The 22,911-nt window shown below is 64.1% G+C and carries 18 protein-coding genes; 12 read left to right on the top strand and 6 right to left on the bottom strand.

The features are described from left to right. The first annotated feature begins 351 nt into the window (after positions 1 to 351). On the top strand, positions 352 to 1,464 hold the full coding sequence (locus B3098_RS04695; RefSeq protein WP_175122047.1) for a porin: 1,113 nt from the start codon (positions 352 to 354) through the stop codon (positions 1,462 to 1,464). Positions 1,465 to 1,635: 171 nt separating this feature from the next. Here the strand turns inward: B3098_RS04695 and ilvA are convergent, their stop codons facing one another. Continuing rightward, positions 1,636 to 3,144, bottom strand: a complete 1,509-nt coding sequence (gene ilvA / locus B3098_RS04700) for a threonine ammonia-lyase, biosynthetic (protein WP_175122048.1) — start codon at positions 3,142 to 3,144, stop codon at positions 1,636 to 1,638. Positions 3,145 to 3,239: 95 nt separating this feature from the next. Between ilvA and B3098_RS04705 the strand changes: the two genes are divergently transcribed. The 9 genes from B3098_RS04705 to B3098_RS04745 all read left to right on the top strand — a co-directional run bounded on the left by B3098_RS04705 (position 3,240) and on the right by B3098_RS04745 (position 15,497). Continuing rightward, complete coding sequence (locus tag B3098_RS04705) at positions 3,240 to 3,776, top strand: YqaA family protein (protein ID WP_175122049.1); 537 nt, start codon at positions 3,240 to 3,242, stop codon at positions 3,774 to 3,776. 132 nt (positions 3,777 to 3,908) lie between these two features. Continuing rightward, on the top strand, positions 3,909 to 7,868 hold the full coding sequence (locus B3098_RS04710; RefSeq protein WP_286892074.1) for an FAD/FMN-binding oxidoreductase: 3,960 nt from the start codon (positions 3,909 to 3,911) through the stop codon (positions 7,866 to 7,868). 219 nt (positions 7,869 to 8,087) lie between these two features. Continuing rightward, complete coding sequence (locus B3098_RS04715; protein WP_175122051.1) at positions 8,088 to 8,531, top strand: Hsp20/alpha crystallin family protein; 444 nt, start codon at positions 8,088 to 8,090, stop codon at positions 8,529 to 8,531. Positions 8,532 to 8,563: 32 nt separating this feature from the next. Continuing rightward, entirely contained in the window at positions 8,564 to 8,959 is a 396-nt protein-coding gene (locus tag B3098_RS04720; RefSeq protein ID WP_175186343.1) for an Hsp20/alpha crystallin family protein, read from the top strand. Positions 8,960 to 9,545: 586 nt separating this feature from the next. Next, positions 9,546 to 11,669 (top strand): type VI secretion system Vgr family protein, encoded by a 2,124-nt coding sequence (locus tag B3098_RS04725; protein ID WP_286892076.1) that lies wholly within the window; start codon positions 9,546 to 9,548, stop codon positions 11,667 to 11,669. After that, positions 11,666 to 12,490 carry a DUF4123 domain-containing protein gene (locus B3098_RS04730; RefSeq protein WP_286892077.1) on the top strand — a complete coding sequence of 275 codons (825 nt, stop codon included), beginning with the start codon at positions 11,666 to 11,668 and terminating at the stop codon, positions 12,488 to 12,490. The genes B3098_RS04725 and B3098_RS04730 overlap by 4 nt, the downstream gene beginning before the upstream one ends. A gap of 1 nt (position 12,491) precedes the next feature. After that, a complete protein-coding gene (locus B3098_RS04735; protein ID WP_286892079.1) occupies positions 12,492 to 13,019 on the top strand; it encodes a DUF3304 domain-containing protein in 528 nt (175 codons plus the stop codon). 85 nt (positions 13,020 to 13,104) lie between these two features. Continuing rightward, positions 13,105 to 13,551: a DUF3304 domain-containing protein gene (locus tag B3098_RS04740; RefSeq protein ID WP_255595289.1), complete on the top strand. Its 447-nt coding sequence runs from the start codon at positions 13,105 to 13,107 to the stop codon at positions 13,549 to 13,551. A gap of 41 nt (positions 13,552 to 13,592) precedes the next feature. Further along, positions 13,593 to 15,497 (top strand): phospholipase effector Tle1 domain-containing protein, encoded by a 1,905-nt coding sequence (locus B3098_RS04745; RefSeq protein WP_286892081.1) that lies wholly within the window; start codon positions 13,593 to 13,595, stop codon positions 15,495 to 15,497. Between the two features lie 82 nt (positions 15,498 to 15,579). Here the strand turns inward: B3098_RS04745 and B3098_RS04750 are convergent, their stop codons facing one another. Both B3098_RS04750 and B3098_RS04755 read right to left on the bottom strand, forming a co-directional pair. Continuing rightward, positions 15,580 to 16,548, bottom strand: coding sequence for a Bug family tripartite tricarboxylate transporter substrate binding protein (locus B3098_RS04750; RefSeq protein ID WP_286892082.1), 969 nt, complete (start codon positions 16,546 to 16,548; stop codon positions 15,580 to 15,582). 188 nt (positions 16,549 to 16,736) lie between these two features. Further along, positions 16,737 to 17,456: a YggS family pyridoxal phosphate-dependent enzyme gene (locus B3098_RS04755; RefSeq protein WP_286892084.1), complete on the bottom strand. Its 720-nt coding sequence runs from the start codon at positions 17,454 to 17,456 to the stop codon at positions 16,737 to 16,739. 211 nt (positions 17,457 to 17,667) lie between these two features. On the opposite strand from B3098_RS04755, the gene B3098_RS04760 reads away from it, so the two are divergent. Both B3098_RS04760 and B3098_RS04765 read left to right on the top strand, forming a co-directional pair. After that, positions 17,668 to 18,909 (top strand): PLP-dependent aminotransferase family protein, encoded by a 1,242-nt coding sequence (locus B3098_RS04760; RefSeq protein WP_175122055.1) that lies wholly within the window; start codon positions 17,668 to 17,670, stop codon positions 18,907 to 18,909. A 171-nt stretch (positions 18,910 to 19,080) separates the two neighbouring features. Next, positions 19,081 to 20,097: an amino acid ABC transporter substrate-binding protein gene (locus B3098_RS04765; RefSeq protein ID WP_279973809.1), complete on the top strand. Its 1,017-nt coding sequence runs from the start codon at positions 19,081 to 19,083 to the stop codon at positions 20,095 to 20,097. 102 nt (positions 20,098 to 20,199) lie between these two features. On the opposite strand, the gene B3098_RS04770 is transcribed toward B3098_RS04765, so the two are convergent. The 3 genes from B3098_RS04770 to dprA all read right to left on the bottom strand — a co-directional run bounded on the left by B3098_RS04770 (position 20,200) and on the right by dprA (position 22,812). Then, positions 20,200 to 20,673, bottom strand: a complete 474-nt coding sequence (locus B3098_RS04770) for a hypothetical protein (protein ID WP_175122057.1) — start codon at positions 20,671 to 20,673, stop codon at positions 20,200 to 20,202. Positions 20,674 to 20,697: 24 nt separating this feature from the next. Then, complete coding sequence (locus B3098_RS04775) at positions 20,698 to 21,606, bottom strand: hydroxymethylglutaryl-CoA lyase (protein ID WP_286892087.1); 909 nt, start codon at positions 21,604 to 21,606, stop codon at positions 20,698 to 20,700. 93 nt (positions 21,607 to 21,699) lie between these two features. Continuing rightward, entirely contained in the window at positions 21,700 to 22,812 is a 1,113-nt protein-coding gene (gene dprA, locus B3098_RS04780; protein WP_286892190.1) for a DNA-processing protein DprA, read from the bottom strand. Positions 22,813 to 22,911: the final 99 nt, after the last annotated feature.

Below are 22,911 nucleotides of genomic sequence, written 5' to 3' on the forward strand. Positions count from 1 at the left end.
AAACAGTGTGGCGTTTACGCCGCACAACTATTCCGCCTGCACTACATATGTTGCCGGCCGGAAGGGCAAGGAAAGCCGCATCTGATCTCGCGATATTCTGATGCGAGCAATGATTCATATTTGAGATCAAGGCCTTACCGAGCTTTTTGGAACAAGGCGAGCCTTCAGTTTCGCGTCATTATCCCAGCCATGGAAAGTAGTTCGTCGAAATCCGGGTTACTACGAACTGCTACAAGCCGGACACTACGCCCAGTGCATCGCCGCTCGATTCAACGTTGCGGCATGCGAGGGCCCGCGGTGTTCGGCGGCGCCCCGCAATGCGCCTTTCATCTCGCCATTTTGGGGATTCAAATGAAGAAGACGTTTCTGGCCGTCGCGTTGCTGACCGGCTTTGCCGGCGCCGCGCAGGCCGCCGATTCCGTGACGCTGTACGGCTTGATCGATGCTGGCCTCGGTTACGAAAAAGTGAAGTTCAAGGGCAACTCGCAAAGCCGCATCGGTGCAGTTCAGGGCGTGAGCAGTGGTTCGCGCTTTGGCCTGCGCGGCACGGAAGACCTGGGCGACGGCCTGCGCGCCGTGTTCACGTTGGAAGGCGGCTTCGGTCCCCTGAACGGCAAGTCGCTGCAGAACGACCGTTTGTTCGGCCGCCAAGCGACGGTTGGCCTGGACAGCGATTCGTGGGGCCGTCTGGAATTCGGCCGTCAGACGAACCTGGCGTCGAAGTACTTCGGTTCGATCGACCCGTTCTCGATCAGCTACAACAACGCCAACATGGGTACGACGTTCGGCAGCGCCAACACGATGCGCCTGGACAACATGGTCCTGTATCAAACCCCCAGCCTGGGCGGTTTGAAGGTCGGCCTCGGCTACGCGTTCAGCGCGGACGACACCGTCACGGACACGACGCAGAAGGGCTTCGCCACGGGCAACAACAACCGTGTGATCACCGCCGGTGTGCAATACGTCAACGGCCCGCTGAATCTGGCGGCCGCCTATGACCGCTTCAATCCGTCCAACGACCGCGTCGGCGGCAAGGACGCAGCGCGCATCCAGGAATACATCGTTGGCGGTTCGTACGACTTTGAAGTCGTGAAGATCGCGGCGGCTTTCGGCCAGACGCGTGACGGCTGGTTCGTCGGCCAGAACATGGGCACGACGCCCGACGGCATGAACAAGCTGGGTTCGTTCAAGCTGGCTGATGGCTTCCGCGCCAATTCGTACATGATCGGCGCCACCGTGCCGATGGGCCGCCACGCCGTGTTCGGCTCGTGGCAGCGCGCCACCGCCAGCAACGACAAGCTGACGGGCGACGACGCAACGTTCAACGTGTACAGCCTTGGCTACACGTACGACTTCACCAAGCGCACGAACCTGTACGCGTATGCCTCGTATGGCGACAACTACGCGTTCCAGCACGACGCGACCGACACGGCTGTCGCCGTCGGCCTGCGCCACCGTTTCTAAGCGTCAGCACGTCCGGCTGGACCTTGCTGAATGTGCGGGCCATTCTCCGTGGACCGCTGAGTGACAGCGAACCCCCCCTAGATCGGGTTCAGCCGGGCGCGCCTTGCGCACAGAAGGGAAGGGCCTCCGCAAGGAGGCCCTCTCGCATTCAGGACACCTGAATCGCAGCGGCTACAGGAAGAGCTTGTACGCCGGGTTGTCGGTTTCGTTCCAATGCGGATAGCCCAGTTCCGCCACGAAGTTGCGGAACTGCTTCTTGTCCGCCGGCGGCACCTGGATGCCGATCAGGATGCGGCCATAGTCGGCACCCTGGTTGCGGTAATGGAACAGGCTGATGTTCCAGTCGGGATTCATCGCATTCAAAAAGCGCATCAGCGCGCCCGGCCGCTCGGGGAATTCAAAGCGGTACAAGAGTTCGTTGCGCGCCAGCGCCGAACGGCCGCCCACCATGTGGCGCAAGTGGGTCTTGGCCATTTCGTCGTGGGTCAGGTCCAGCGTGTCGAAGCCGTGGCGGCGGAAATTCGCCGCGATCTTGTCGGGTTCTGCGGCCGAAGACACCTGGATGCCGACGAACACGTGGGCGCGGTCCGCGTCCGAGATGCGGTAGTTGAATTCGGTGACGCTGCGTTCGCCCACCAGTTCGCAGAAGCGGCGAAAGCTTCCGCGCTGCTCGGGCATGGTGACCGCGAAGACGGCCTCGCGCATTTCGCCGACCTCGGCGCGTTCGGACACGAAGCGCAGCCGGTCGAAGTTCATGTTGGCGCCGCAGGCAATCGCCACCAGCGTCTTGTTTTTCAGATTGTGTTCGGCCGCGTACTGCTTGGCGCCGGCCACGGCCATCGCGCCGGCCGGCTCCAGCACGCTGCGCGTGTCCTGGAAGACATCCTTGATGGCGGCGCAGATCGCATCGGTGTTGACCACCACGTAGTCGTCCACATATTTGCGCGCCAGCTTGAAGGTCTCGGCGCCCACCATCTTGACCGCCGTGCCGTCCGAGAACAGGCCCACGTCGTTCAACTGAACGCGCCGGCCCGCGCGCACGCTGCGCAGCATGGCGTCTGAGTCCTCGGTCTGCACGCCGATGATCTTGATTTCGGGGCGCAGCTGCTTGATATAGGCCGCCACCCCGGCGATGAGGCCGCCGCCGCCGATCGCCACGAAGATCGCGTCGATGTGGCCGGGATGCTGGCGCAGGATTTCCATGCCCACGGTGCCCTGGCCGGCGATCACGTCGGGATCGTCGAACGGATGGACAAAGGTCAGCTTCTCTTTCTTTTCCAGCACCTGCGCATGCGCGTAGGCGTCCGAAAAGCTCTCCCCGGCCAACACGACCTCGCCGCCCAGGCGGCGCACGGCGTCGATCTTGACCTGCGGACTGGTCGTGGGCATGACGATGACGGCGCGGCAGCCAAGCCGGCTTGCCGCCAACGCAACGCCCTGGGCGTGGTTGCCGGCCGAGGCCGCGATCACGCCGCGATTGCGCGCCGCCGGCGTGAGATTAGCCATCTTGTTGTACGCGCCGCGCAGCTTGAAGCTGAACACCGCCTGGGTATCTTCGCGCTTGAGCAACATCGTGTTCGACATCCGCTGCGACAGCAGCGGCGCCGCCTCGAGCGGGGATTCGACCGCGACGTCGTAAACCTTGGAAGTCAGGATGCGTTTCAGATAATCAGTGGACATGGACCGCGCAACAGGCAAGAGTGAGGACTGGCCAAGATTATTGCAGGGAAATGCGTGTCGCCTTCCGGGATTCCCGCGGCTACACTGCCGCAACCATGGAAGAAAGTCTCTTATCCGCAGTTCATTGGCTCCTGGGCGTGCTGGCATTGCCCTCAGTCGGCCTGTCGGCCATCTTCACCGTTTCGCTCGTGTCCGCGACCCTGCTGCCCCTGGGCTCCGAGCCGGCGGTGTTCGGCTACATCAAGCTTTCGCCGGACATGTTCTGGCCCGCCATCCTGGTGGCCACCGCAGGCAACACCGTGGGTGGGGCCATCAGCTACGCGATGGGCCTGGGCGCCGAAAAGGCGGTCGAGCGCTGGAAGGAAAAGCACCCGCATCCGCATCCCAAGGCGACCGAGGGTGGCCGCATGCGTGGCCGCTGGAACGAGCGTGCCCATGACTGGCTGCACCGGATGGGACCGCCCGCGCTGCTGTTGTCCTGGTTGCCGGCGGTGGGCGATCCCCTGTGCGCGGTTGCCGGCTGGCTGCGCCTGTCGTTCTGGCCCTGCGTGTTCTACATGGCCATCGGCAAATTCATGCGCTATCTGTTCATGACCGCCGGGCTGCTCTGGTTCTTTCCTGGGAAAATCTAGCCCTGACGCCGGACTTAAACGGGGACGGTACATGCCGTCCCCGGCGCGCTTTTGGACGCCTTGCCAGACTTATTAGGGGTCAAGTCGGGACAATGGCATAAAATACTTTTTTAAGGGCCCCCTCTTGCCGCCATGAACGCCCCACTCGCCAGCCACATCTTGAACGGGGCGATGCCGCCCGCCGCACCCGCGCGATTGCGCGAAATCCCCTATAACTACACGTCGTTTTCCGACCGCGAAATCGTGGGCCGGTTATTGGGTGAAGACGCCTGGAGCCTGCTGAGCGACCTGCGCGGCGAGCGCCGCACCGGCCGTTCCGCCCGGATGCTCTACGAAGTGCTGGGCGACATCTGGGTCGTGCGCCGCAATCCCTATCTGCAGGACGACCTGCTCGACAATCCCAAGCGCCGCAAGCAGCTCATCGAAGCGCTGCATCACCGCCTGGGCGAAATCGACAAGCGCCGCGACCCGAGCGCGCCCGCTGAAGCCGGCCACGATCCGCATCGCGACGAAAAGGTCGTCGGTCTGCTGGCCCGGGCGCGTTCCGCCATTGCGGCGTTTGAGGGCGAATTCGACCAGACCGCCATGATGCGCAAGCAGGCGCAGAAGGTGCTGGGCCGCATCACGGCGCGCGACAACATCAAGTTCGACGGCCTGTCGCGCGTGTCGCACGTCACGGACGCGACCGACTGGCGCGTGGAGTACCCCTTCGTGGTGCTGACGCCGGACACCGAGGACGAGATCGCCGCGCTGGTCACCGCCTGTATTGAACTGGGCCTGACCATCGTGCCGCGCGGCGGCGGCACCGGCTACACCGGCGGCGCCATTCCGCTGACCTGGAAGTCGGCGGTCATCAACACCGAAAAATTCGACAAGCTGGGCAAGGTCGAGTCCTGTATCCTGCCCGGCCTCACCGAGCCCGTCGCGGTCATCCATGCCGGCGCCGGCGTGGTCACCAAGCGCGTTTCCGAAGCGGCCGAGGCCGCCGGCTTCGTGTTCGCCGTGGACCCGACGTCCGCCGAAGCCTCCTGCGTGGGTGGCAACATCGCCATGAACGCCGGCGGCAAGAAGGCCGTGCTGTGGGGCACCGCGCTGGATAACCTGGCGTGGTGGCGCATGGTCGATCCGGACGGTAACTGGCTGGAAGTCACGCGCCTGGACCACAACATGGGCAAGATCCATGACGTGGAAGTGGCCCGCTTCGAGCTCAAGTGGTTCGACGGCAAGGGCAAGCCCGGCGAGCGCCTGCTCAAAACCGAAACGCTCGAGATCCAGGGCCGCGTGTTCCGCAAGGAAGGCCTGGGCAAGGACGTGACGGACAAGTTCCTGGCGGGGCTGCCCGGCATCCAGAAGGAAGGCTGCGACGGTCTCATCACGTCGGCGCGCTGGGTGCTGCACCGCATGCCGCGCCATACGCGCACCGTCTGTATGGAGTTCTTCGGGCAGGCGCGCGACGCCATCCCGTCGATCGTCGAGGTCAAGGGCTACCTGGACGGCGAAGGCAAGGCGCGCGGCGCCATCCTGGCCGGCCTGGAGCATCTGGACGAGCGCTACCTGCGCGCGGTCGGCTACGCCACCAAGAGCAAGCGCGGCGTGCTGCCCAAGATGGTCCTGATCGGCGACATCGTCGGCGACGATGACGACGCAGTGGCCGCGGCCGCCAGCGAAGTCGTACGCCTGGCCAACACGCGTCACGGCGAGGGCTTTGTCGCCGTCAGCGCCGAGGCGCGCAAGAAATTCTGGCTGGACCGCTCGCGCACCGCCGCGATCGCACGTCACACCAACGCCTTCAAGATCAACGAAGACGTCGTGATCCCGCTGCCCCGCATGGGCGAATACACGGATCACATCGAGCGCATCAACATCGAATTGTCGACCAGCAACAAGCTCAAGCTGCTGGGCGAGCTTGACGCGTACCTGTGCACGCCGCTGCCGGTCGGCAAGATCGACGACGCCGACATCGAGACCACGCGCGCCGAGGTGCTGGCCGAACGTACCCGACAGGCCATCGAACTGATCGCCGCCACGCGCCAGCGCTGGCAGTGGCTGCTGGACAACCTGGACCTGCCGCTGGGCGACGCGCTGCCGCAACTCCAAGGCCTGGGCCTGGGCGAGCTTCACGCCACGCTGACCGCCCGCCTTGCGGCTCAGCCCGGCGCCCGCGTCTTCGACGTGGTGCAGGACCGCACCATCCGCGTCTCCTGGAAGACCGAAGTGCTGGCCGGCCTGCAGCGCGCCTTCTCGGGCGCCGCGTACAAGAAAATCGTCGACGAGCTCGTTGCCATCCATGCCCGCGTGCTCAAGAGCCGCGTGTTCGTCGCGCTGCATATGCACGCCGGCGACGGTAACGTGCACACCAACATCCCGGTCAACTCGGACGACTACGAAATGCTGCGCGAGGCCCACGCGGCCGTCGAGCGCATCATGCAGATCGCGCGCGACCTGGATGGCGTGATTTCGGGCGAGCACGGCATCGGCCTGACCAAGTACGAGTTCCTGACCGAAGCCGAACTGGCCCCGTTCCAGGACTACAAGCGGCGCGTGGACCCCAACGGCCACTTCAATGCCGGCAAGCTCATGCCCGGCGCGGACCTGCGCCACGCCTGGACGCCCAGCTTCAACCTGATGGGCCACGAGTCGCTGATCATGCAGCAGAGCGACATCGGCGCCATCTCGGAATCCATCAAGGACTGCCTGCGCTGCGGCAAGTGCAAGCCGGTGTGCGCCACGCACGTGCCGCGCGCGAACCTGTTGTATTCGCCCCGCAACAAGATCCTGGCGACGTCGCTGCTGGTCGAGGCCTTCCTGTACGAAGAACAGACCCGTCGCGGCGTGAGTCTCAAGCACTGGGAAGAATTCGAGGACGTGGCCGACCACTGCACCGTCTGCCACAAGTGCTACAACCCCTGTCCGGTCGATATCGACTTCGGCGACGTGTCGATGAACATGCGCGCCGTGCTGCGCCGCATGGGCCGCAAGTCGTTCAATCCGGGCACGGCCAGCGCCATGTTCTTCCTGAACGCCAAGGATCCGGCCACCATCAACGCCACCCGCAAGGCGATGGTGGGCGTGGGCTACAAGGTCCAGCGCGCCGCGCACGACCTGTTCTCGGGCCTGGTCAAGAAGCAGACCGCCAAGCCGCCGGCCACGGTGGGCAAGCCGCCGCTGCGCGAGCAGGTGGTGCACTTCGTGAACAAGAAGATGCCCGGCGGACTGCCCAAGCAGGCCGCGCGCAAGCTGCTCGACATCGAAGACGCCAACTACGTGCCGATCATCCGCGATCCCAAGGCCACCACGGCCGACACGGAAGCGGTGTTCTACTTCCCGGGCTGCGGTTCCGAGCGCCTGTTCTCGCAAGTGGGCCTGGCCACGCAGGCGATGCTGTGGCATGCGGGCGTGCAGACCGTGCTGCCGCCGGGTTACCTGTGCTGCGGCTATCCCCAGCGCGGCAACGGCATGACGGACAAGGCCGAGCAGATCATCACCGACAACCGGGTGCTGTTCCACCGCGTGGCCAACACGCTGAACTACCTGGACATCAAGACCGTGGTGGTCAGCTGCGGCACCTGCTACGACCAGCTTGCCGGGTATGAATTCGAAAAGATCTTCCCGGGCTGCCGGCTGATCGACATCCACGAATACCTGCTGGAAAAAGGCATCAAGCTGGAAGGCGCCAAGGGCGTGCGCTACATGTATCACGACCCCTGCCACACGCCGATGAAACTGCAGGAACCCATGAAGACGGTGCGGGCGCTGGTGGGCGATGGCGCGGTCAAGAGCGACCGCTGCTGTGGCGAGTCGGGCACGTTGGCGGTCAGCCGTCCGGACATCTCGACGCAGGTGCGCTTCCGCAAGCAGGAAGAACTGCTCAAGGGCGATGCCGCGATGCGCAGCGACGGCTTCACGGGCGACGTGAAGGTCCTGACCTCGTGCCCGTCGTGCCTGCAGGGCTTGTCGCGTTACGAGGGCGACACCAAGATGGAAGCCGACTACATCGTGGTCGAGATGGCCCGCCACATCCTGGGCGAAGGCTGGATGGAAGACTACGTGCGCCGGGCGAACGCAGGCGGGATCGAACGCGTCCTGGTGTAGGCCTCAGCACGCGCCAAACGGAAACCGCGGCCAGCGATGGCTGCGGTTTTTTTTGCGCTGCCGGACTGGGGGCCGCGCGTGTTTTGCCGGACTGAAAAGCCCTCTTGAAACTCCAAAAACCGATCCCATACTCGGACTGAAGCGATCAGACCTGCGGTCGCGCAAGTCGCGGCTGTGATGCGTCTGCATCGGTCCCTTTTTTCGTTCGAGGAGACCTTCATGAGCAACTTTCCTTTCAACGATAACGGCTTTGCCAGCGCGTTCGACGCGATCCAGGAACACATGGGCCGCGTGCTGCGCAATGCCGGCGTACCTGCGGCCTTGCGGGCGACGCCGCAGGCGTACTTCCCACCCGTCAACGTCGGCGTGTCAGGCGATTCCATCGAAGTCGTCGCCTTCGTGCCCGGCATGGACCCCGAAGGCCTGAACGTGTCGATCGAGAAGAGCCTGCTGACCATCAGCGGTGAACGCAAGCCGCAAGAACTTCCCGAAGGCGCCCGCTATTACGCGCGCGAACGCACGCAGGGCCGCTACACGCGCATCATCGAGCTGCCTGCAGACGCGGATCCCGATAACGTGCAGGCGCGATATACGGACGGCTGCCTCGCCATTTCCATCAAGCGTAAGGAATCGGCCAAGCCGCGCACCGTGACCGTGCAGTGACCCGCCAACGCAACCGCATAGGAGTATCGATCATGAATGAACGCAAAGACCTGACCGTGCCCGCCGAAGCGGCCGTGTCTGACAAGCGCGACGGGCGCGGCGTGACCGTGCCGGCCGTGGACATCTACGAGGACAAGGAAGGCATCACGCTGCTTGCGGATCTGCCGGGCGTGTCCAAGGAACGTTTGCGCATCAACGTCGAGGCCGACGTGCTGCAGATCGAAGGCGAAGCTGCCGTCGAGACCCCCAGCGACCTGCGGCTGGTGCTGGGCGAAATGCGCGCGCCGCTCTTTCGCCGGTCGTTCCGGTTGGGACAGGAGTTCGACCGCGCGCAGATCAGCGCGAGCCTGAAGCAGGGCCTTCTGACGCTGCGCATTCCGCGCGTGCGCGAGGCGCAGCCGCGGCAGATTCCTGTCGTGGCGGGGTGATTTGCGCCTCCGGGCGCGATTCGCGACCAAGGTGTCGGACACCTGTTGAGGTGCCGCCGTAAGCTGACGACCCTTTCTGCCGGGTGTCTGACACCGTGCCCGAGCATGCCGATCAGGAAAGCCGCGATCCTGCGACTGCGGCCTTGCGTTGATGCTTGACGCAGGGTCGCCCTGGGGACGGTTGGGCAAACGCGCAATTGACCGGGCCAGGATTGGCCCGGGCGGGCCAATCCTGGCCCGTTATTTTTTCGTTGAATCTCAAAGACTTAAAAAAAATCGGGTCTAGCTTGGCTCGAAAATCCTTTCAGAAAAACAGTTCTCGCGGCTTCTGCAACTTCGGACAAGCCCGATTCTGCGCGTCCCTTGCGTAACCCACTGATTATTAAAGCTAAGGGAGGATCGGAAAATTCTGGCATGAAGTTTGCATAGTTGCCCTGTGTTCACCGATGACGCAGCGGCATGTTCAGACGCGGGTCACGGCACAAAAGCGCTTGCCGCTGCACCAGGCTATTGCAGGCCCCGAATCGCCGGTCAGTTTCCTCAACCTTGACACCGGGCAACGGCCCTGGTCATCCCCGAGCTTGCCATGCCCGTCCAATCTGATTTGCGATTCACCTTCGATCTCATCGGCAGTACGGCGACAGATGCGTTCGAGGTGGTTCGGTTCGATCTGCACGAAGCGCTTTCCGAGACGTTTCTGCTTACGGTCGATCTGTCCAGCGCCAACCCCGCCGTGGATTTTGGCCAAGTGCTTGACCGTCCCGCGTGTCTGACGATCTGGCAGGGCGGCACCCCCGTGCGCCATGTTCACGGTGTGGTGTCCTCCTTTGTTCAGGGCGACACGGGTTTTCGGCGTACGCGCTACTCGGCGATTGTCGAGCCGCGCCTGGCGCGGCTAAAGCTCAGTTCCGACTGGCGCATCTTCCAACGCCAGAGCGTGCCGCAAATCACCGAGGAGGTGCTCAAGGCGCATGGTCTTACCCAGGATTACGAGCTGCGCGGCACCACCGAACATCAGGCGCGCGAATACTGCGTGCAAGCGGGCGACACTGACTATCACTTCGTCGAACGCATCATGCGCGAGGAAGGATTTTTCTATTCCTTCCGTCATGGTGCCGAAGGCCATCAACTTATCCACAGTGACCGCCTGTTCATTCAAGGCCGCGTCGGCGACGAGCTGGTGCAGTACAACCCCACACCCGGCGGCGACCAGCCGCAGCCAGCGCTGCGGCGATTCTCCTACACCGAGAACGTGCGCACCGCGCGCCAGACCCAGCGCGACTACACCTTCCACCATCCGCGCTACACCCACCAGCACAGCCGTGACGGACGAGATCTGGACCATCAGGGCCGCCGCTACGAACGCTATGACTACCCGGCCCGCGCAAAATTCGACGAAGCCGGCAGACCGTTCGCCGAGAACCGCCTGCGCGGCCATCGCCGCGATTCGCGCGTCGCTTTTGTTGAAGGCGATGACCCGCGGCTGCAGCCGGGCATTTCGTTCACCCTTGCTGGGCATCCGCGCGAAGACCTGAACCGCGGCTGGCGCCCGGTGCGCATCGTCCACCGTGGCATCCAACATACAAGTCAGGCCGAGGAAAGTGCACAAGCCCAGTTGGGAACGCACTACAGCTACGAGGCGGAGCTGGTCCCGGACGACGCCGAATGGCGCGCGGAACCGCTACCCAGGCCGAGCATCGACGGTCCACAGAACGCTGTGGTGGTCGGCCCGCCCAATGAAGAGATCTATACCGACGAATACGGCCGGGTGAAGGTCCAGTTCCCCTGGGACCGGCTAGGCACGGAGGACGAATACAGCTCCTGCTGGATTCGCGTCTCGCAGAACATCGCCGGCGCCACCTGGGGCCACATGGCCATCCCGCGCATCGGTCAGGAAGTCATCGTCTCTTACTTCGACGGCGACCCCGACCAGCCCGTGATCACCGGCCGCGTCTACAACCGCCTGCAATTGCCGCCCTACGAACTGCCGCGCCACAAGACCAGGATGACGATCAAGAGCAAGACCCACAAGGGCGAGGGGTTCAACGAACTGCGTTTTGAGGATGAGAAGGACCAGGAAGAAATCTACGTCCACGCGCAGAAGGACCAGAACATCCATGTCAACAACGACGAGTCGACGTTTGTGGGTCACGACCGCAGCGAGCAGGTCGAGAACGATGAAACCATCACGATCGGCCACGACCGCAAGGAGACGGTGGGCAACGACGAACAGGTCACCGTCGGCCAGGACCGGCGGCACGATATCGGGCGGGATGACTTTTTGACCGTGGGGCGCAATCGCACGATCTACACCACCAAGGACCGTACCGAGGAAGTGGGCAATAACCGCCGCGATAAGACCGCGGCGAATCATTGGGTGCGCATCGGCGGACACCAGGAACACACTGTCGAGGGCCACGCGGACCTGCAAGCGGGCCAGGCGATCCGCCGGCGTTCGTGTGTGATCGAGTTGCAAGCCGGCGAGGTGTTCAGCCTAAAGGGCCCCGGCGGAGCCATCACTTTGCATGCCGACGGCATCACGCTGAATGGGGTGCAAGTCCAGATGAAAGGACCGCTGCAATGCGTGGCAACAGGCCACGGCAATCCCTTTGCCATCGAAGGGAAACCGAATGCCGGCGAGGAAAGTGACTTCTGCCTGGATTGCTTCCTGCGCGCCGCGCGAACGGGTGGCCCGGTGGTGCCCGTATGAGCATCTCCACGCACAGCTATTTGCTCTTCGATGGCGCGTTGCTGCATGACATTGCGCTTCGCGATCGCATCCTGGAAGCACCGGATATCCGTCTGCTTTACGAGGACGAAGGCCCCCAGGCTGCCCGTGTTGGTCCGCTGCTATTGCCCGCGTGTCAGTCCGTGGTTCAGATGATGAATCAGCTTTCGGCCGGCAATCCGGAAGTGATGTTTGGCTATGGCGTGTTGCGCGGCTCGGTCCCGATGGAGCAAGTCTTGCAGCACTTGCGACAACTGCGGTTCATCCATGCCAGTAGCGGCAAGCGCTACTACTTCCGCTTCGCCGACGGCCGCGCGTTTTCCAATGTCTGGCAGACGCTATCTTCCGAACAACGCCGGGCCGTACTGGGTCCGGTGCAGGCGTGGCATCACCACGATATGGCAGGCAGGGAATGTTGCGCGCGACAAGATCCAGTACGGGCAGCGCATTCTGGCGATTCGCTGCCGCTGCATCTGCAGCCCGAACAATGGCACCGGATGCTAAAGGCCACTCGAGTCGGCGAGCTTTTTCTAGCCGCATCGCGCGCCAACCACCGCATAGCCGCGCAAGGCACGAGCGGACAACGCCTTGACTGGGCTGCACAAGTCCATGAACGGCTCCGGCGACTGCAGGTGCACGACGTGGCCGTAAAGATGTCAGCGGTATTGGTGGTATGGCAGACGGCGGCGCAAGTGTTGCACGATGACCGATTCGAGGCGGCGTTAAGGCAGGCAAGCCGAAGCGGAGATGTCCGCGGCATCCTGGCATTTGGCCCTGCGTCTTCGACTCAAGGGGCCAGTTGATATGAACGCCGCTGCACGACTGACGATGGCATTGCTTGTTCTGCTTGGATTGACTGGATGCGACGGCGTTCGACCCAAGGAAGACGTGGTGCCAGCATCTCTGACGGGAATCGACCATCTGCCCGACCATCTGAGCGTTCCCGATTTCTGGGTCGATGGCGCCAGCGGCCATCAGGCGGGCTCCGGAGGCAGCATCGTGTGCTGTGCGAAGCTGCCTCGACGATGGCGCGCTGATTTGACGGTGCTGGTGGGGTGGGATGTCCTCAATTGGAGGGACTGTGGTGGCGAGCGCCGTGAGCGCCGGGTGCCGGTGGAGCGGTATGAGCAGGTGGGACGTTTGTATATCCACTTCCTGTCCGACGGAAGCGTCCGCGCCATTTCCTCGAACATCAGTCCCGGGTACGGGAACGAGGAATACCTTGGCCCGCAAGACCCCATCCCCGACAAGAATCCCTGGCATGCCTACGGCGACTATGGCGAACGATGTCCTTCCCGCGGCGGTCCCGTTGTGATGGAGGAGGCAAATTGATATGAACTGCGCCACGCGGTTGACGATGAGATTGGTGTTGCTACTGGGTTTGGCCGGTTGCGACGTTGTTCAACCTAAGGAAGCCATGGTGCCCGCATCCCTATCGGGCATCGACCACTTGGCCGATCACCTGAGCGTTCAGGACTTTTGGGTCAATGGTGTCAGTGGGCACCAGGCTGGTACAGGAGGCAGCATCGTTTGCTGCGCGAAGCTGCCCCGGAAATGGCGGCCTGACCTGACCGTGCGAGTGAGCTGGGGTGTGACCAACTGGCGCGACTGCACCTGGGAAAGCCGTGAACGTCGCGTGCCCGTGGAGCGTTACGAGCAGGCGGGACGTCTGTATATCCACTTCCTGTCCGATGGAAGCGTTCGTGCCATCTCTTCGAATATCAGTCCGGGCTATGGGAATGTAGATTACCCCGGCCCTCATGACCCTATATCCAGAATAAGACCATCCAGGATCTACGGAGCGTGGTCGCCGCGCTGTCCTGTGGGCGCGGAACCCATATTGATCGAATCCTTGGACGAGTGAGAGTGCCCTCGAAAAATCACGAGTAATAACGGGAATGATTTATGAACGAGGTTTTTGGAACACATCCAATCTGGCAAACCCCGAGGATCGAGCCGATGTTTCCGCAATGCATTCCGGCTTCGGAGAACTGCGAGATAGACCTGCAAATTGGCATCTTTTTCGACGGCACAGGCAACAATCAGGATTGGAATGAAGCGGATGGATGCGAGCCGGGACTCGGGCCAGGAGTGACTCAACGCATGGCGCGCAAGGACAGTAACGTGGCCAGGCTGTTCCGGGCTTACCCGGAACGTGAATACGAGGGTAAGTACCGGCTCTATGTTCCGGGTGTGGGCACGCCCTTTCCAGACATTGGTGAGGACGTCTACGCCTCTTTCGGCCCAGCGATGGGGCGGGGCGGCGATGGGCGCATGAACTATGCGCTGCTTGGCGTGCTGAACGTGATCCATGCGTCGATCAGCAGCGGCCGCAATCGATATGTCGACGGAGTCATCCTCGCCCTGTGTCGCAACGGCAAACGCGGATACCACCGACGACACAGCATGTACGCGCCGCTGAAAGGAGGCGTACAGGACGTTCAGGCGCTGGATGCAGTAGGCATGCGCACCGAAGGCGGCTTGCTGTGCGACAGCAATGGCGCCCGTGCTCATGCGGAAGCTTTTTTTCAGCGCGAGACTCAGGCGTTGGCGGACAAGATAGCCAACACCAGCAAACCGAAGCTGGTGGACATCACGTTGGATGTATTCGGCTTTTCGCGTGGCGCCGCGCAAGCCCGCGTGTTCTGCAACTGGTTGCTGGCGATGATGGACGGCGACCGCTTATGTGGCGTGCCCACGCGCATTCGCTTTCTAGGGCTGTTCGACACAGTCGCTTCCGTGGGCCTGCCTAATAGCGCCGGCGGCGATGGACACTTTGCCTGGGCCAGCGCCACGGCATTGCGCGTACCAAGCCATGTGCAATGTGTGCACTACACCGCAATGCACGAGAATCGCGCTTCGTTCCCATTGGAAAGCGTGCGCGGCTCCGATGGCATTCTTGCGGAAAAGCACAAGCAATACGCGTTGCCTGGCATGCATTCCGATGTGGGAGGGGGCTACCTGCCGGGTAGCCAGGGGCGTGGTCCCAGTGGGCAGCATGACGATATGTTGTCGCAAATACCCTTGGCGCTGATGTACGAAGCGGCGAGGCAGGCGCAAGTCCCGCTGGACAAGGCTCTAGCCCGGCGTGCGGACTACGACCCTTTCGCCATCCACCCCAATGTCCTCAACGCTTACACCGCCTTTATGAAGGCAACCCCAGCCGCAGCGACGACTGCCCAATCGCTGTTGCCCTACCTGGCTTGGCGCTATCAGGTACGCGACGTCTATGCGTCCGCACTATCCTGGGTATCGCGTACCCAAGCGAACTTTCCCAAGGACTTCCAGGACTTGGAAGGCGCCAACCAGACACTGCTGGGCGACATCGCCGCGCTGGATGGCCAGACCGAAGAGCAAGTCCAACGCTACGAAAGGGCTGCCATGATCAGTCCTTCGCTATACGCCAGCGTGGCGCTTGGCAATCTCTTGCGTCGCTCCACCCTGGCCAGCGAAGCCAAAAACGTATTGGCGCACCTGAAGGCACACCCGGTGTTGGGCACGCCTGAAAACCCTGAGCATCTGACGCCGCAAGCGTACCTGTTTGCCAACTATACGCACGATTCCTATGCGGGCTTTCGGCCCTTTGACCATCCCCAAGGCTGGGCTGGCTGCGTGGATCCGGTGCCCGGCAGTTGGGAGCCGCAGGGATACCTGCGCTATCGTCGTGTCTATCGAGGCACGGGCAAGCCGGTGACCCTGGCCCCGCCCACTGAAGCGCAGCGACACGAAGCCGCTCAACGCGAGCGGGAGGCCCAGTTGCGCAGCATGCAAAACAGTGTCGATATGAACAAGCTGTTCAACGGATTCTAGTAAGGACCCCGTCTACGCCATGAAAAAAAGCCGCGGTCAGTCGACCGCGGCTTTTTGCCTTGACGGATGATGCCGAGGGCGATCACTCCAGCTTGATGTTCGCCTTCTTGATGACGTCCGCCCAGGCGCTGCGCTCCTGATCGGCATACGTCTTGAAGTCCTGCGCCGACATCGGCATGGGGATGACGCCCATGTCCAGCATCTTCTGCGACACTGCGGGCGACTTGAGCGTGGCGTCCAGATCCGCGGACAGCTTCTTCACCACCGCGTCAGGCAGACCGGCCGGGCCGACCAGGCCTTGCCAAGCGTAGGCCGTGAAATCGGCCACGCCCTGTTCGGCCATCGTCGGGACATCCGGCAGCACCGTCACGCGTTCGGGCGTGGCGGCGGCGAGCACGCGCAGCTTGCCGGCCTTGACGTTGGGCAGGCCCGAACCCAGATCGATGAACATCATGTCCACCTGGCCGCCCAGCAGATCCTGGATGGCGGGCGCGGCGCCCTTGTACGGAACGTGCAGCACGTTGGCGCCGGTGCGCTGCTTGAACAGTTCCAGCGCCAGGTGATGCGGCGAGCCAGCGCCGGCGGAGGCCGACGTCAGCTTGCCGGGTTCCTTCCTGGCCGCGGCGAGCACGTCTTCGACCGTCTTGTACGGCGAGTTGACGTTCACGGCCAGCAGCAGCGGGAACTTGGCGATGCCGCCGATGTAGGTGAACTTGGCGGGGTCGTACGAGAGCTTGGCGTACAGCGACGAATTGAAGGCCAGCGTGCCCGAGTCGGCGGTGCCCACCAGGTAGCCGTTCGGTTCCGCCTGGGCGATGGCCGTGGCGCCAATGATGGTGCCGGCGCCCGGACGGTTCTCGACCACGATGGTCTGGCCCAGCGTCTTTTCCAGGCTGCTGGCCACCGTGCGTGCGACCACGTCGGTGCCGCCGCCGGCGGGGTAGGGAACGATCCAGCGGACCGGTTGCGTGGGCCAGGACTGGGCGGCGGCCGCGGTGGCGGCCAGCGATAGGGCGGCAAGCGCCAGCAGGCGCTTTGCGTGCTTGTGCATGGAGTGTCTCCTCGTGCGGGGTATCGTGAGCGCGGCGTCCGCGTGTTGATCGACGTCAACTTGCGCCGCATATTTTTTGCGTGGCTATTATGCCTTGCGCCTACGCAAAAAGGGGCCCGTGATCTGGGCCCCCTCAAATCGTCGCGCGCCAGCCTATTGCCGCTGCGACAAGTGCGCGTGGGTCCGCGTTATTGCGGATCCGGATAGTGCCGCGTGCCAAAGATGGCCGAACCGATGCGCACCTCCGTCGAGCCTTCCTCGATGGCCAGTTCGAAGTCGCCGCTCATGCCCATCGACAGACGGTCCAGCGCCACGCCGGGAATGTTCTCCTGCACCAGACCATCACGCAGCTCGCGCAGCGCGCGAAAGCACGCGCGGACTTCGTCGGCATCGGGCGAGTGGACCGCCAGGGTCATGAGGCCCTGCACACGCAGCGTCGGGTATTCCGAGGCAATGCGGCGCAGGAAGGGGCCGACCTCCTCGGGCTCCATGCCGAACTTGCTGGGCTCGGACGAGGTCTTGACCTGCACCAGCACGTCCAGCGTGCGGCCCTCATTTTGCAGACGGCGGTGCAGGGCATCGGCCAGCTCCACGCGGTCCAGGGATTGCACTTCCGCGGCGTCGCGCGCGGCATCCTTGGCCTTGTTGGTCTGCAGGTGGCCGATCAGCACCCATTGCAGCCCGTCGCCTTCGAACGCGGCGGCCTTCTGGCGGATCTCCTGCGTCTTGTTTTCGCCAAAGCGCGTCAGGCCCAGCGCCATCGCCTCGCGGATGGCGTCCTCGCCGAACGTCTTGCTGACGGGCAGCAAAGTCACGCTGCCCGGTGCGCGGCCCGCGCGCTCGCAGGCCTCGTGGATGCGTTGCTGGATCTGGGCGAGGCGCCCGGCCATGGTGTCTTCGGCGGTCATGCAGCTCTCTGGCAAAAACAGGAAGTCCCATAGTGTAGGACGGGTTTCGGGCCCGCCGCCGCGCGGGTATCCGCCGCCCCGAATCCCGCCGTTGACCCTGTCTGATCGGCAGGCTTAGAATTTGCGGAGATTTGTTTATATTTCAAAGTTCTATGCCGTCCGGCGCCGCCCATTCGGGCGACACGTTTCCCTCTTAATCAGCCCCCACGCCATGTCCAGTGCAGCGCCCGAATACGTCTTCGCCACGCCTTTCCTGAATCCCCCCGCCTCGCCCATCCGATCGCTCATGCCCTACGCCATGCGTCCGGGAACCATTTCGCTGGCCGGCGGCTATCCGGCCCAGGAATTGTTCGACGTCGACGGCCTGTCGATCGCGTCGTCGCAGGTCACGGCCCGGCTGGGCGCCTGCCTGCAGTATTCCAACATCGACGGCCAGGCCAGCCTGCGGCATGAGCTGGCGCGCCTGTCCGCGGCGCGCGGCCTGCACTGCAATGCCGACACCGAACTTGTCGTGACGGGCGGCTCGCAGCAGGCGCTGGCGCTTCTGACCCGCGTGATGCTGCAGCCGGGCGATCACGCCATCATCGAGTCGCCGGCCTTTCCGAATTCCGTGCAGGCCCTGCGCTACACGGGCGCCACGGTGCACACCGTGCCGTCGGGCCCTGATGGCATCGACGTGGACGCACTGGACGAACTGGCCGCGCGCGTGAAACCGAAGATGGTCTGCGTCGTCGCCTCGTTCTCGAATCCCTGCGGCGCCACCCTGACGCGTGAGCGCCGGCTGCGCTTGCTTGAACTGGCGGTCAAGCACCGGTTCCTGATCGTCGAGGACGATCCCTACAGCGAACTGCGCTTCGCCGGCGAAGCCGTGCCGCCCATCGCGGCATTGGCAGAGGGCGAGGCCCGCCACTGGGCGGTGTACATGGCCAGCATGTCCAAGACGATGGCGCCCGCGCTGCGTATCGGCTGGCTGGTCGCGCCGCCTGAGATCCGCCGCCGCTGCGTCGGCGCCAAGGCGGCCGACGACATGGCGTCCTCGGCCTGGATCCAGGAAATCGTTGCGCAGTACCTGGCAAACGGCCGCTACGACGAACACGTGCCGCGCATCCGCGCTGCCTATGGCCTGCGCTGCGCGGCCATGGCTGACTCGCTGGCACGGGAACTGGACGGGCGCATCACCTTCAGCAAGCCCGAGGGCGGCATGTTCTTCTGGGCGCGGCTGACGGGCGACGTGGATGCCACGCGCCTGTTGCCCTACGCGATCGAGCACGAGGTGGTCTACGTGCCGGGCAAGGCGTTTTACGCCGACCCGGCGAAGGCCGATCTTTTCGCCATGCGCATGTCGTTTGCCACCATGAACGAAAGCCAGATCGCGCAGGGCATGGTCCGCCTCGGCCGCGCGCTGGACGCGTGCCAGGCCAACGAACCGGTGTCGATCTCGCTGGCGGCTTGACGGCGCGCAGCGCCACGCCCGCCCCGCATTGCTATCCTTTCTGCGCAGGCCGCCGGCATCCGCCGGCGGCATACCTAAATAAGCGCTCGTTATTTGGCGGGGGCGCTTCATGTCTATAAGCTTCTTGCCTTGGCGCGCTTTCGCGCCCGGTAGCAGAAAGGAATCCAGGTCATGAACATTGCAAAAGGGTTGGTGGGCGCGGCGCTCTTGATGGCGGCCGCGCAGGGCGCGCAGGCGGCGACGCTGGACGTCGTGAAACAGCGCGGCGCCGTGGCGTGCGGCACGACCACGGGCTTTGCAGGCTTTTCCGCCCCTGACGCGCAAGGCAAATGGCAGGGCCTGGACGTGGACCTGTGCCGCGCCATCGCCGCTGCGGTGTTCGGCGACGCGAACAAGATCAAGGTGGTGCCGCTCAATTCGCAGCAACGCTTCACCGCGCTGCAATCCGGCGAAGTCGACGTGCTGACGCGCAACACCACCGTGACGCAGCAGCGCGACACGGCGCTGGGCATCATCCACGCCGGCATCAACTTCTACGACGGCCAGGGCTTCCTGGTGCACAAGTCGCTGGGCGTGAAAAGCGCCAAGGAAATCAACGGCGCTACCATCTGCCTGCAGACCGGCACGTCCAACGAAAACACGCTGGCCGACTGGGCGCGCGCCAACAACGTGACGTACAAGCCGGTCGTCATCGAGACCTTCAACGAGGTCGTCAACGCGTTCGCGTCTGGCCGCTGCGACGTGTTCTCGACCGATGCGTCGGGTCTGGCGTCGATCCGCATCTCCAAGCTGCAGAATCCCGACGACTACGTCGTGCTGCCTGAGATCATCTCCAAAGAGCCGCTGGGCCCGTTCGTTCGCCAGGGCGACGACGCGTGGCTGAACATCGTGCGCTGGTCGCTGTCAGCCATGATCGAAGCCGAGGAATACGGCGTGACGTCCAAGAACGTGGACGAACAGGCCAAGAGCGCCAACCCCAACATCAAGCGCATCCTGGGGGTGACGCCGGGTGGCGGCGCCAACCTGGGGTTGGACGAGAAGTGGGCGTACAACATCGTCAAGCAGGTGGGCAACTACGGCGAGAGTTTTGAGCGGAATGTGGGCGAGGGCAGCCCGCTGAAGATTAAGCGTGGCCTGAATGCGCAGTGGACGCAGGGCGGGTTGATGTACGCGTTGCCGATTCGATGATTTGGCGGCATCGGCTACCCGCCCAGTGCGGCGCGTAGCCTGATCGCCCTGTATGACCTAACGCCCCGGACTCGGGGCGTTTTTTCTGCTTGACCGCGTTGGTTAACCGCGCCGATACACCTGGGCGATCTTCACGAACGCCACGCGCAGTTCCCGCGTGCCGCCCTGAAAAATCACCGGCTTTCCACGGTGCGTGAACACGACGAGCCGCTTTGAAAACACCATGGGGACAAACCGCGCAAAGCGCACGTCTTCCCAGGCGACTTCGCGCCGGGTGAACCAGGTCTGGCGGATGCCGCGGTCGTCGATCGTGGTGATGGACGTCTGCATGTGCCACGACACGAACAGCAGCGCCACGAAGCACAGCACCACGGCCACCGCCAAGAGCGTGTCGAAAGGCTGCGAGGGCGCGCGGATCGCGGTGGTGACGACCTGCACGCCCAGCACGGCAAGCAACACCCACGTCAGAATGCGCACCCAGTCCGGCCAGGCCTGGCCCGCCAGGGGCAACGGGCCGATGGCGCGGAGCAGCGCCGCGAGGTCTTCGGGCGCGGAGGGGGCATTCTGCGTGGTCATGCGGTGCGGGTCACGCGGCGCAGATCAAGCCGCGCGCTTGGCGGCGATGGCGTTGCCGGCGCGGCTGGAGCCCTTGCGGTTCAGATGCGCCGACATCCATTGACCGATGTCGACCACGGCGTCGAAGTCCACGCCGGTATCGATGTCCAGACCCCGCAGCATGTACAGCACGTCTTCTGTCGCGACATTGCCGGTGGCGCCCTTGGCATAAGGGCAGCCCCCCAGGCCGGCCACCGAGGTGTGGAAGATGGAGATGCCGGTTTCCAGCGCCGCCAGGATGTTGGCCAGCGCCTGACCATAGGTGTCGTGGAAATGGCCGGAGATGCGCGCCGGGTCCACGACGCGCGTGACGGCGGCCATGACTTCGCGCACGCGTTTGGGCGTGCCCACGCCGATGGTGTCGGCCACGTCGATCTCGTCGACCTGCATCGCCAGGTAGCGTTGCGCGACGTCGACCACCGCTTCGACGGGGACTTCGCCCTGGTAGGGACAGCCCAGCGCGCAGCTGATGCTGCCGCGCACGCGAATGCCGGCTTCGCGCGCCGCCTGCACCACGGGTTCGAAGCGCGCGATGGATTCGGCGATCGAGCAATTGATGTTCTTCTGGGAAAAGGCCTCGCTGGCGGCGCCGAAGATCACGATCTCGTCCGCGCGGGCGGCCAGCGCCCCTTCAAAGCCCTTCATGTTCGGCGTCAGCACGGAGTAGATGGTGCCGGGCCGGCGTTCGATGCGCGCCATCACGTCGGCGCCGTCGGCCATCTGCGGCACCCATTTGGGCGACACGAACGACGCGGCTTCCACATTGGGGAAGCCTGCGGCAGTCAGGCGGTTGACCAGTTCCACCTTGATGTCGGTGGCGACGAATTCCTTTTCGTTCTGCAGACCGTCGCGGGGCGATACCTCGACGATCTTCACGCGGGAGGGCAATGCCATGTCTCTTCCTGTATCGGTATTGGGTGACCGGCGCTACAAGGCTGCGGCGCTGCCGAACATATTAGCGCCATCGCATCCGGCCCCGTTGCGGTGCTAGTGCAAACGCTGGTAGCGGCCGTCATCCAGGCGGGCGATGCGGCCCTGCAATTCCAGTTCAACCAGTTGCGTCTGCAGGGCGGCGGTTTCCAGCCCGCAGCGCGCCTGGATGGCATCCAGGTGCAGCGGGTCAAAGCCCAATGCGTCCAGCACGGGATGCGCTGGGAGCGCGGCGGGCGCGTCCTTGCGGGCGGGCTGCGGCGGCGTGGGTCCGCCGCCCAATTCATCCGTGATGTCCATGGCCGTCTCGACCAGCTTGGCGCCCTGGCGGATCAGGGCATGGCAGCCGCGCGACAGCGGCGAATGGATGGAGCCCGGAATGGCGAAGACCTCGCGTCCGCATTCCCCGGCAAGCCGCGCTGTGATCAGCGATCCGCTCTGCTTGGCGGCCTCTACCACCAGCACGCCGCGCGCCAGGCCCGCCACGATGCGATTGCGCTTGGGAAAGTGTTGCGGCCGCGCGCCCGTGCCCAGCGGCAGCTCGGACACCAGCGCGCCGTGCGCCGCAATGCGATGCGCCAGATCGCGGTGGCTGGCCGGATAGATGCGGTCGATACCCGTTCCCATGACCGCCACGGTGCCTGCGCCCTTGGGACCCGCGTCCAGCGCGCCTTCATGCGCCGCGGCATCGATGCCCAGCGCCAGGCCGCTGACGACGCGCCAGCCCGCGCCGGCAAGGTGCCGCGCAAAAGCACGCGCGTTTTCCTGGCCGCCGGGCGTGGCGTTGCGCGCGCCAACGACCGCCAGCGATGGTCCCTGCAGATAGGCCGGGTCGCCCGCGACGTAGAGCAGGATCGGCGGATCGGCGATGGTCAGCAGGCTTTGCGGATAGGTGGGATCGGCCAGCGTGAGGATGTGGCGGCCGGGCGCCTGCACCCATTCCAGCGCGCGCTCGACCTGTTCCGCCATGTCGGCCGGCATGGGCGCGGCCAGCTGGCGCGCCAGCGCTTCGGGCACGTGCCGCGACAGCGCAGTGGCGCGCTGCGCGTAGATCTGGTCGGGCAGACCCAGCGCGCTAAGTAGCATGCAGGCGGTGGCCGATCCGATGTTGGGTTCGATGGACAACCGCAGCCAGGCGGCGAGTTCGTCGGAGGATTGCGTCAGCGGCATGAAACGGGCGGAAAAGGACGCGGAAAACGCGTCGGGGGTCCGAGAGTGTCGCATGCGTCGTGTGCCGCGGCGGGCGACGGGTGGATCGATACGCGCGCA

Source organism: Achromobacter sp. UBA2119 (assembly GCF_002331005.1).
GTDB classification, from domain to species: domain Bacteria; phylum Pseudomonadota; class Gammaproteobacteria; order Burkholderiales; family Burkholderiaceae_B; genus Achromobacter; species Achromobacter animicus.

What these genes read in the sequence shown, in the direction of transcription:
- B3098_RS04695 (WP_175122047.1), top strand. Translation starts at nt 352, where the DNA reads ATGAAGAAGACGTTTCTGGCCGTCGCGTTGCTGACCGGCTTTGCCGGC.
- ilvA (WP_175122048.1), bottom strand. Translation starts at nt 3,144, where the DNA reads ATGTCCACTGATTATCTGAAACGCATCCTGACTTCCAAGGTTTACGAC.
- B3098_RS04705 (WP_175122049.1), top strand. Translation starts at nt 3,240, where the DNA reads ATGGAAGAAAGTCTCTTATCCGCAGTTCATTGGCTCCTGGGCGTGCTG.
- B3098_RS04710 (WP_286892074.1), top strand. Translation starts at nt 3,909, where the DNA reads ATGAACGCCCCACTCGCCAGCCACATCTTGAACGGGGCGATGCCGCCC.
- B3098_RS04715 (WP_175122051.1), top strand. Translation starts at nt 8,088, where the DNA reads ATGAGCAACTTTCCTTTCAACGATAACGGCTTTGCCAGCGCGTTCGAC.
- B3098_RS04720 (WP_175186343.1), top strand. Translation starts at nt 8,564, where the DNA reads ATGAATGAACGCAAAGACCTGACCGTGCCCGCCGAAGCGGCCGTGTCT.
- B3098_RS04725 (WP_286892076.1), top strand. Translation starts at nt 9,546, where the DNA reads ATGCCCGTCCAATCTGATTTGCGATTCACCTTCGATCTCATCGGCAGT.
- B3098_RS04730 (WP_286892077.1), top strand. Translation starts at nt 11,666, where the DNA reads ATGAGCATCTCCACGCACAGCTATTTGCTCTTCGATGGCGCGTTGCTG.
- B3098_RS04735 (WP_286892079.1), top strand. Translation starts at nt 12,492, where the DNA reads ATGAACGCCGCTGCACGACTGACGATGGCATTGCTTGTTCTGCTTGGA.
- B3098_RS04740 (WP_255595289.1), top strand. Translation starts at nt 13,105, where the DNA reads ATGGTGCCCGCATCCCTATCGGGCATCGACCACTTGGCCGATCACCTG.
- B3098_RS04745 (WP_286892081.1), top strand. Translation starts at nt 13,593, where the DNA reads ATGAACGAGGTTTTTGGAACACATCCAATCTGGCAAACCCCGAGGATC.
- B3098_RS04750 (WP_286892082.1), bottom strand. Translation starts at nt 16,548, where the DNA reads ATGCACAAGCACGCAAAGCGCCTGCTGGCGCTTGCCGCCCTATCGCTG.
- B3098_RS04755 (WP_286892084.1), bottom strand. Translation starts at nt 17,456, where the DNA reads ATGACCGCCGAAGACACCATGGCCGGGCGCCTCGCCCAGATCCAGCAA.
- B3098_RS04760 (WP_175122055.1), top strand. Translation starts at nt 17,668, where the DNA reads ATGTCCAGTGCAGCGCCCGAATACGTCTTCGCCACGCCTTTCCTGAAT.
- B3098_RS04765 (WP_279973809.1), top strand. Translation starts at nt 19,081, where the DNA reads ATGAACATTGCAAAAGGGTTGGTGGGCGCGGCGCTCTTGATGGCGGCC.
- B3098_RS04770 (WP_175122057.1), bottom strand. Translation starts at nt 20,673, where the DNA reads ATGACCACGCAGAATGCCCCCTCCGCGCCCGAAGACCTCGCGGCGCTG.
- B3098_RS04775 (WP_286892087.1), bottom strand. Translation starts at nt 21,606, where the DNA reads ATGGCATTGCCCTCCCGCGTGAAGATCGTCGAGGTATCGCCCCGCGAC.
- dprA (WP_286892190.1), bottom strand. Translation starts at nt 22,812, where the DNA reads ATGCCGCTGACGCAATCCTCCGACGAACTCGCCGCCTGGCTGCGGTTG.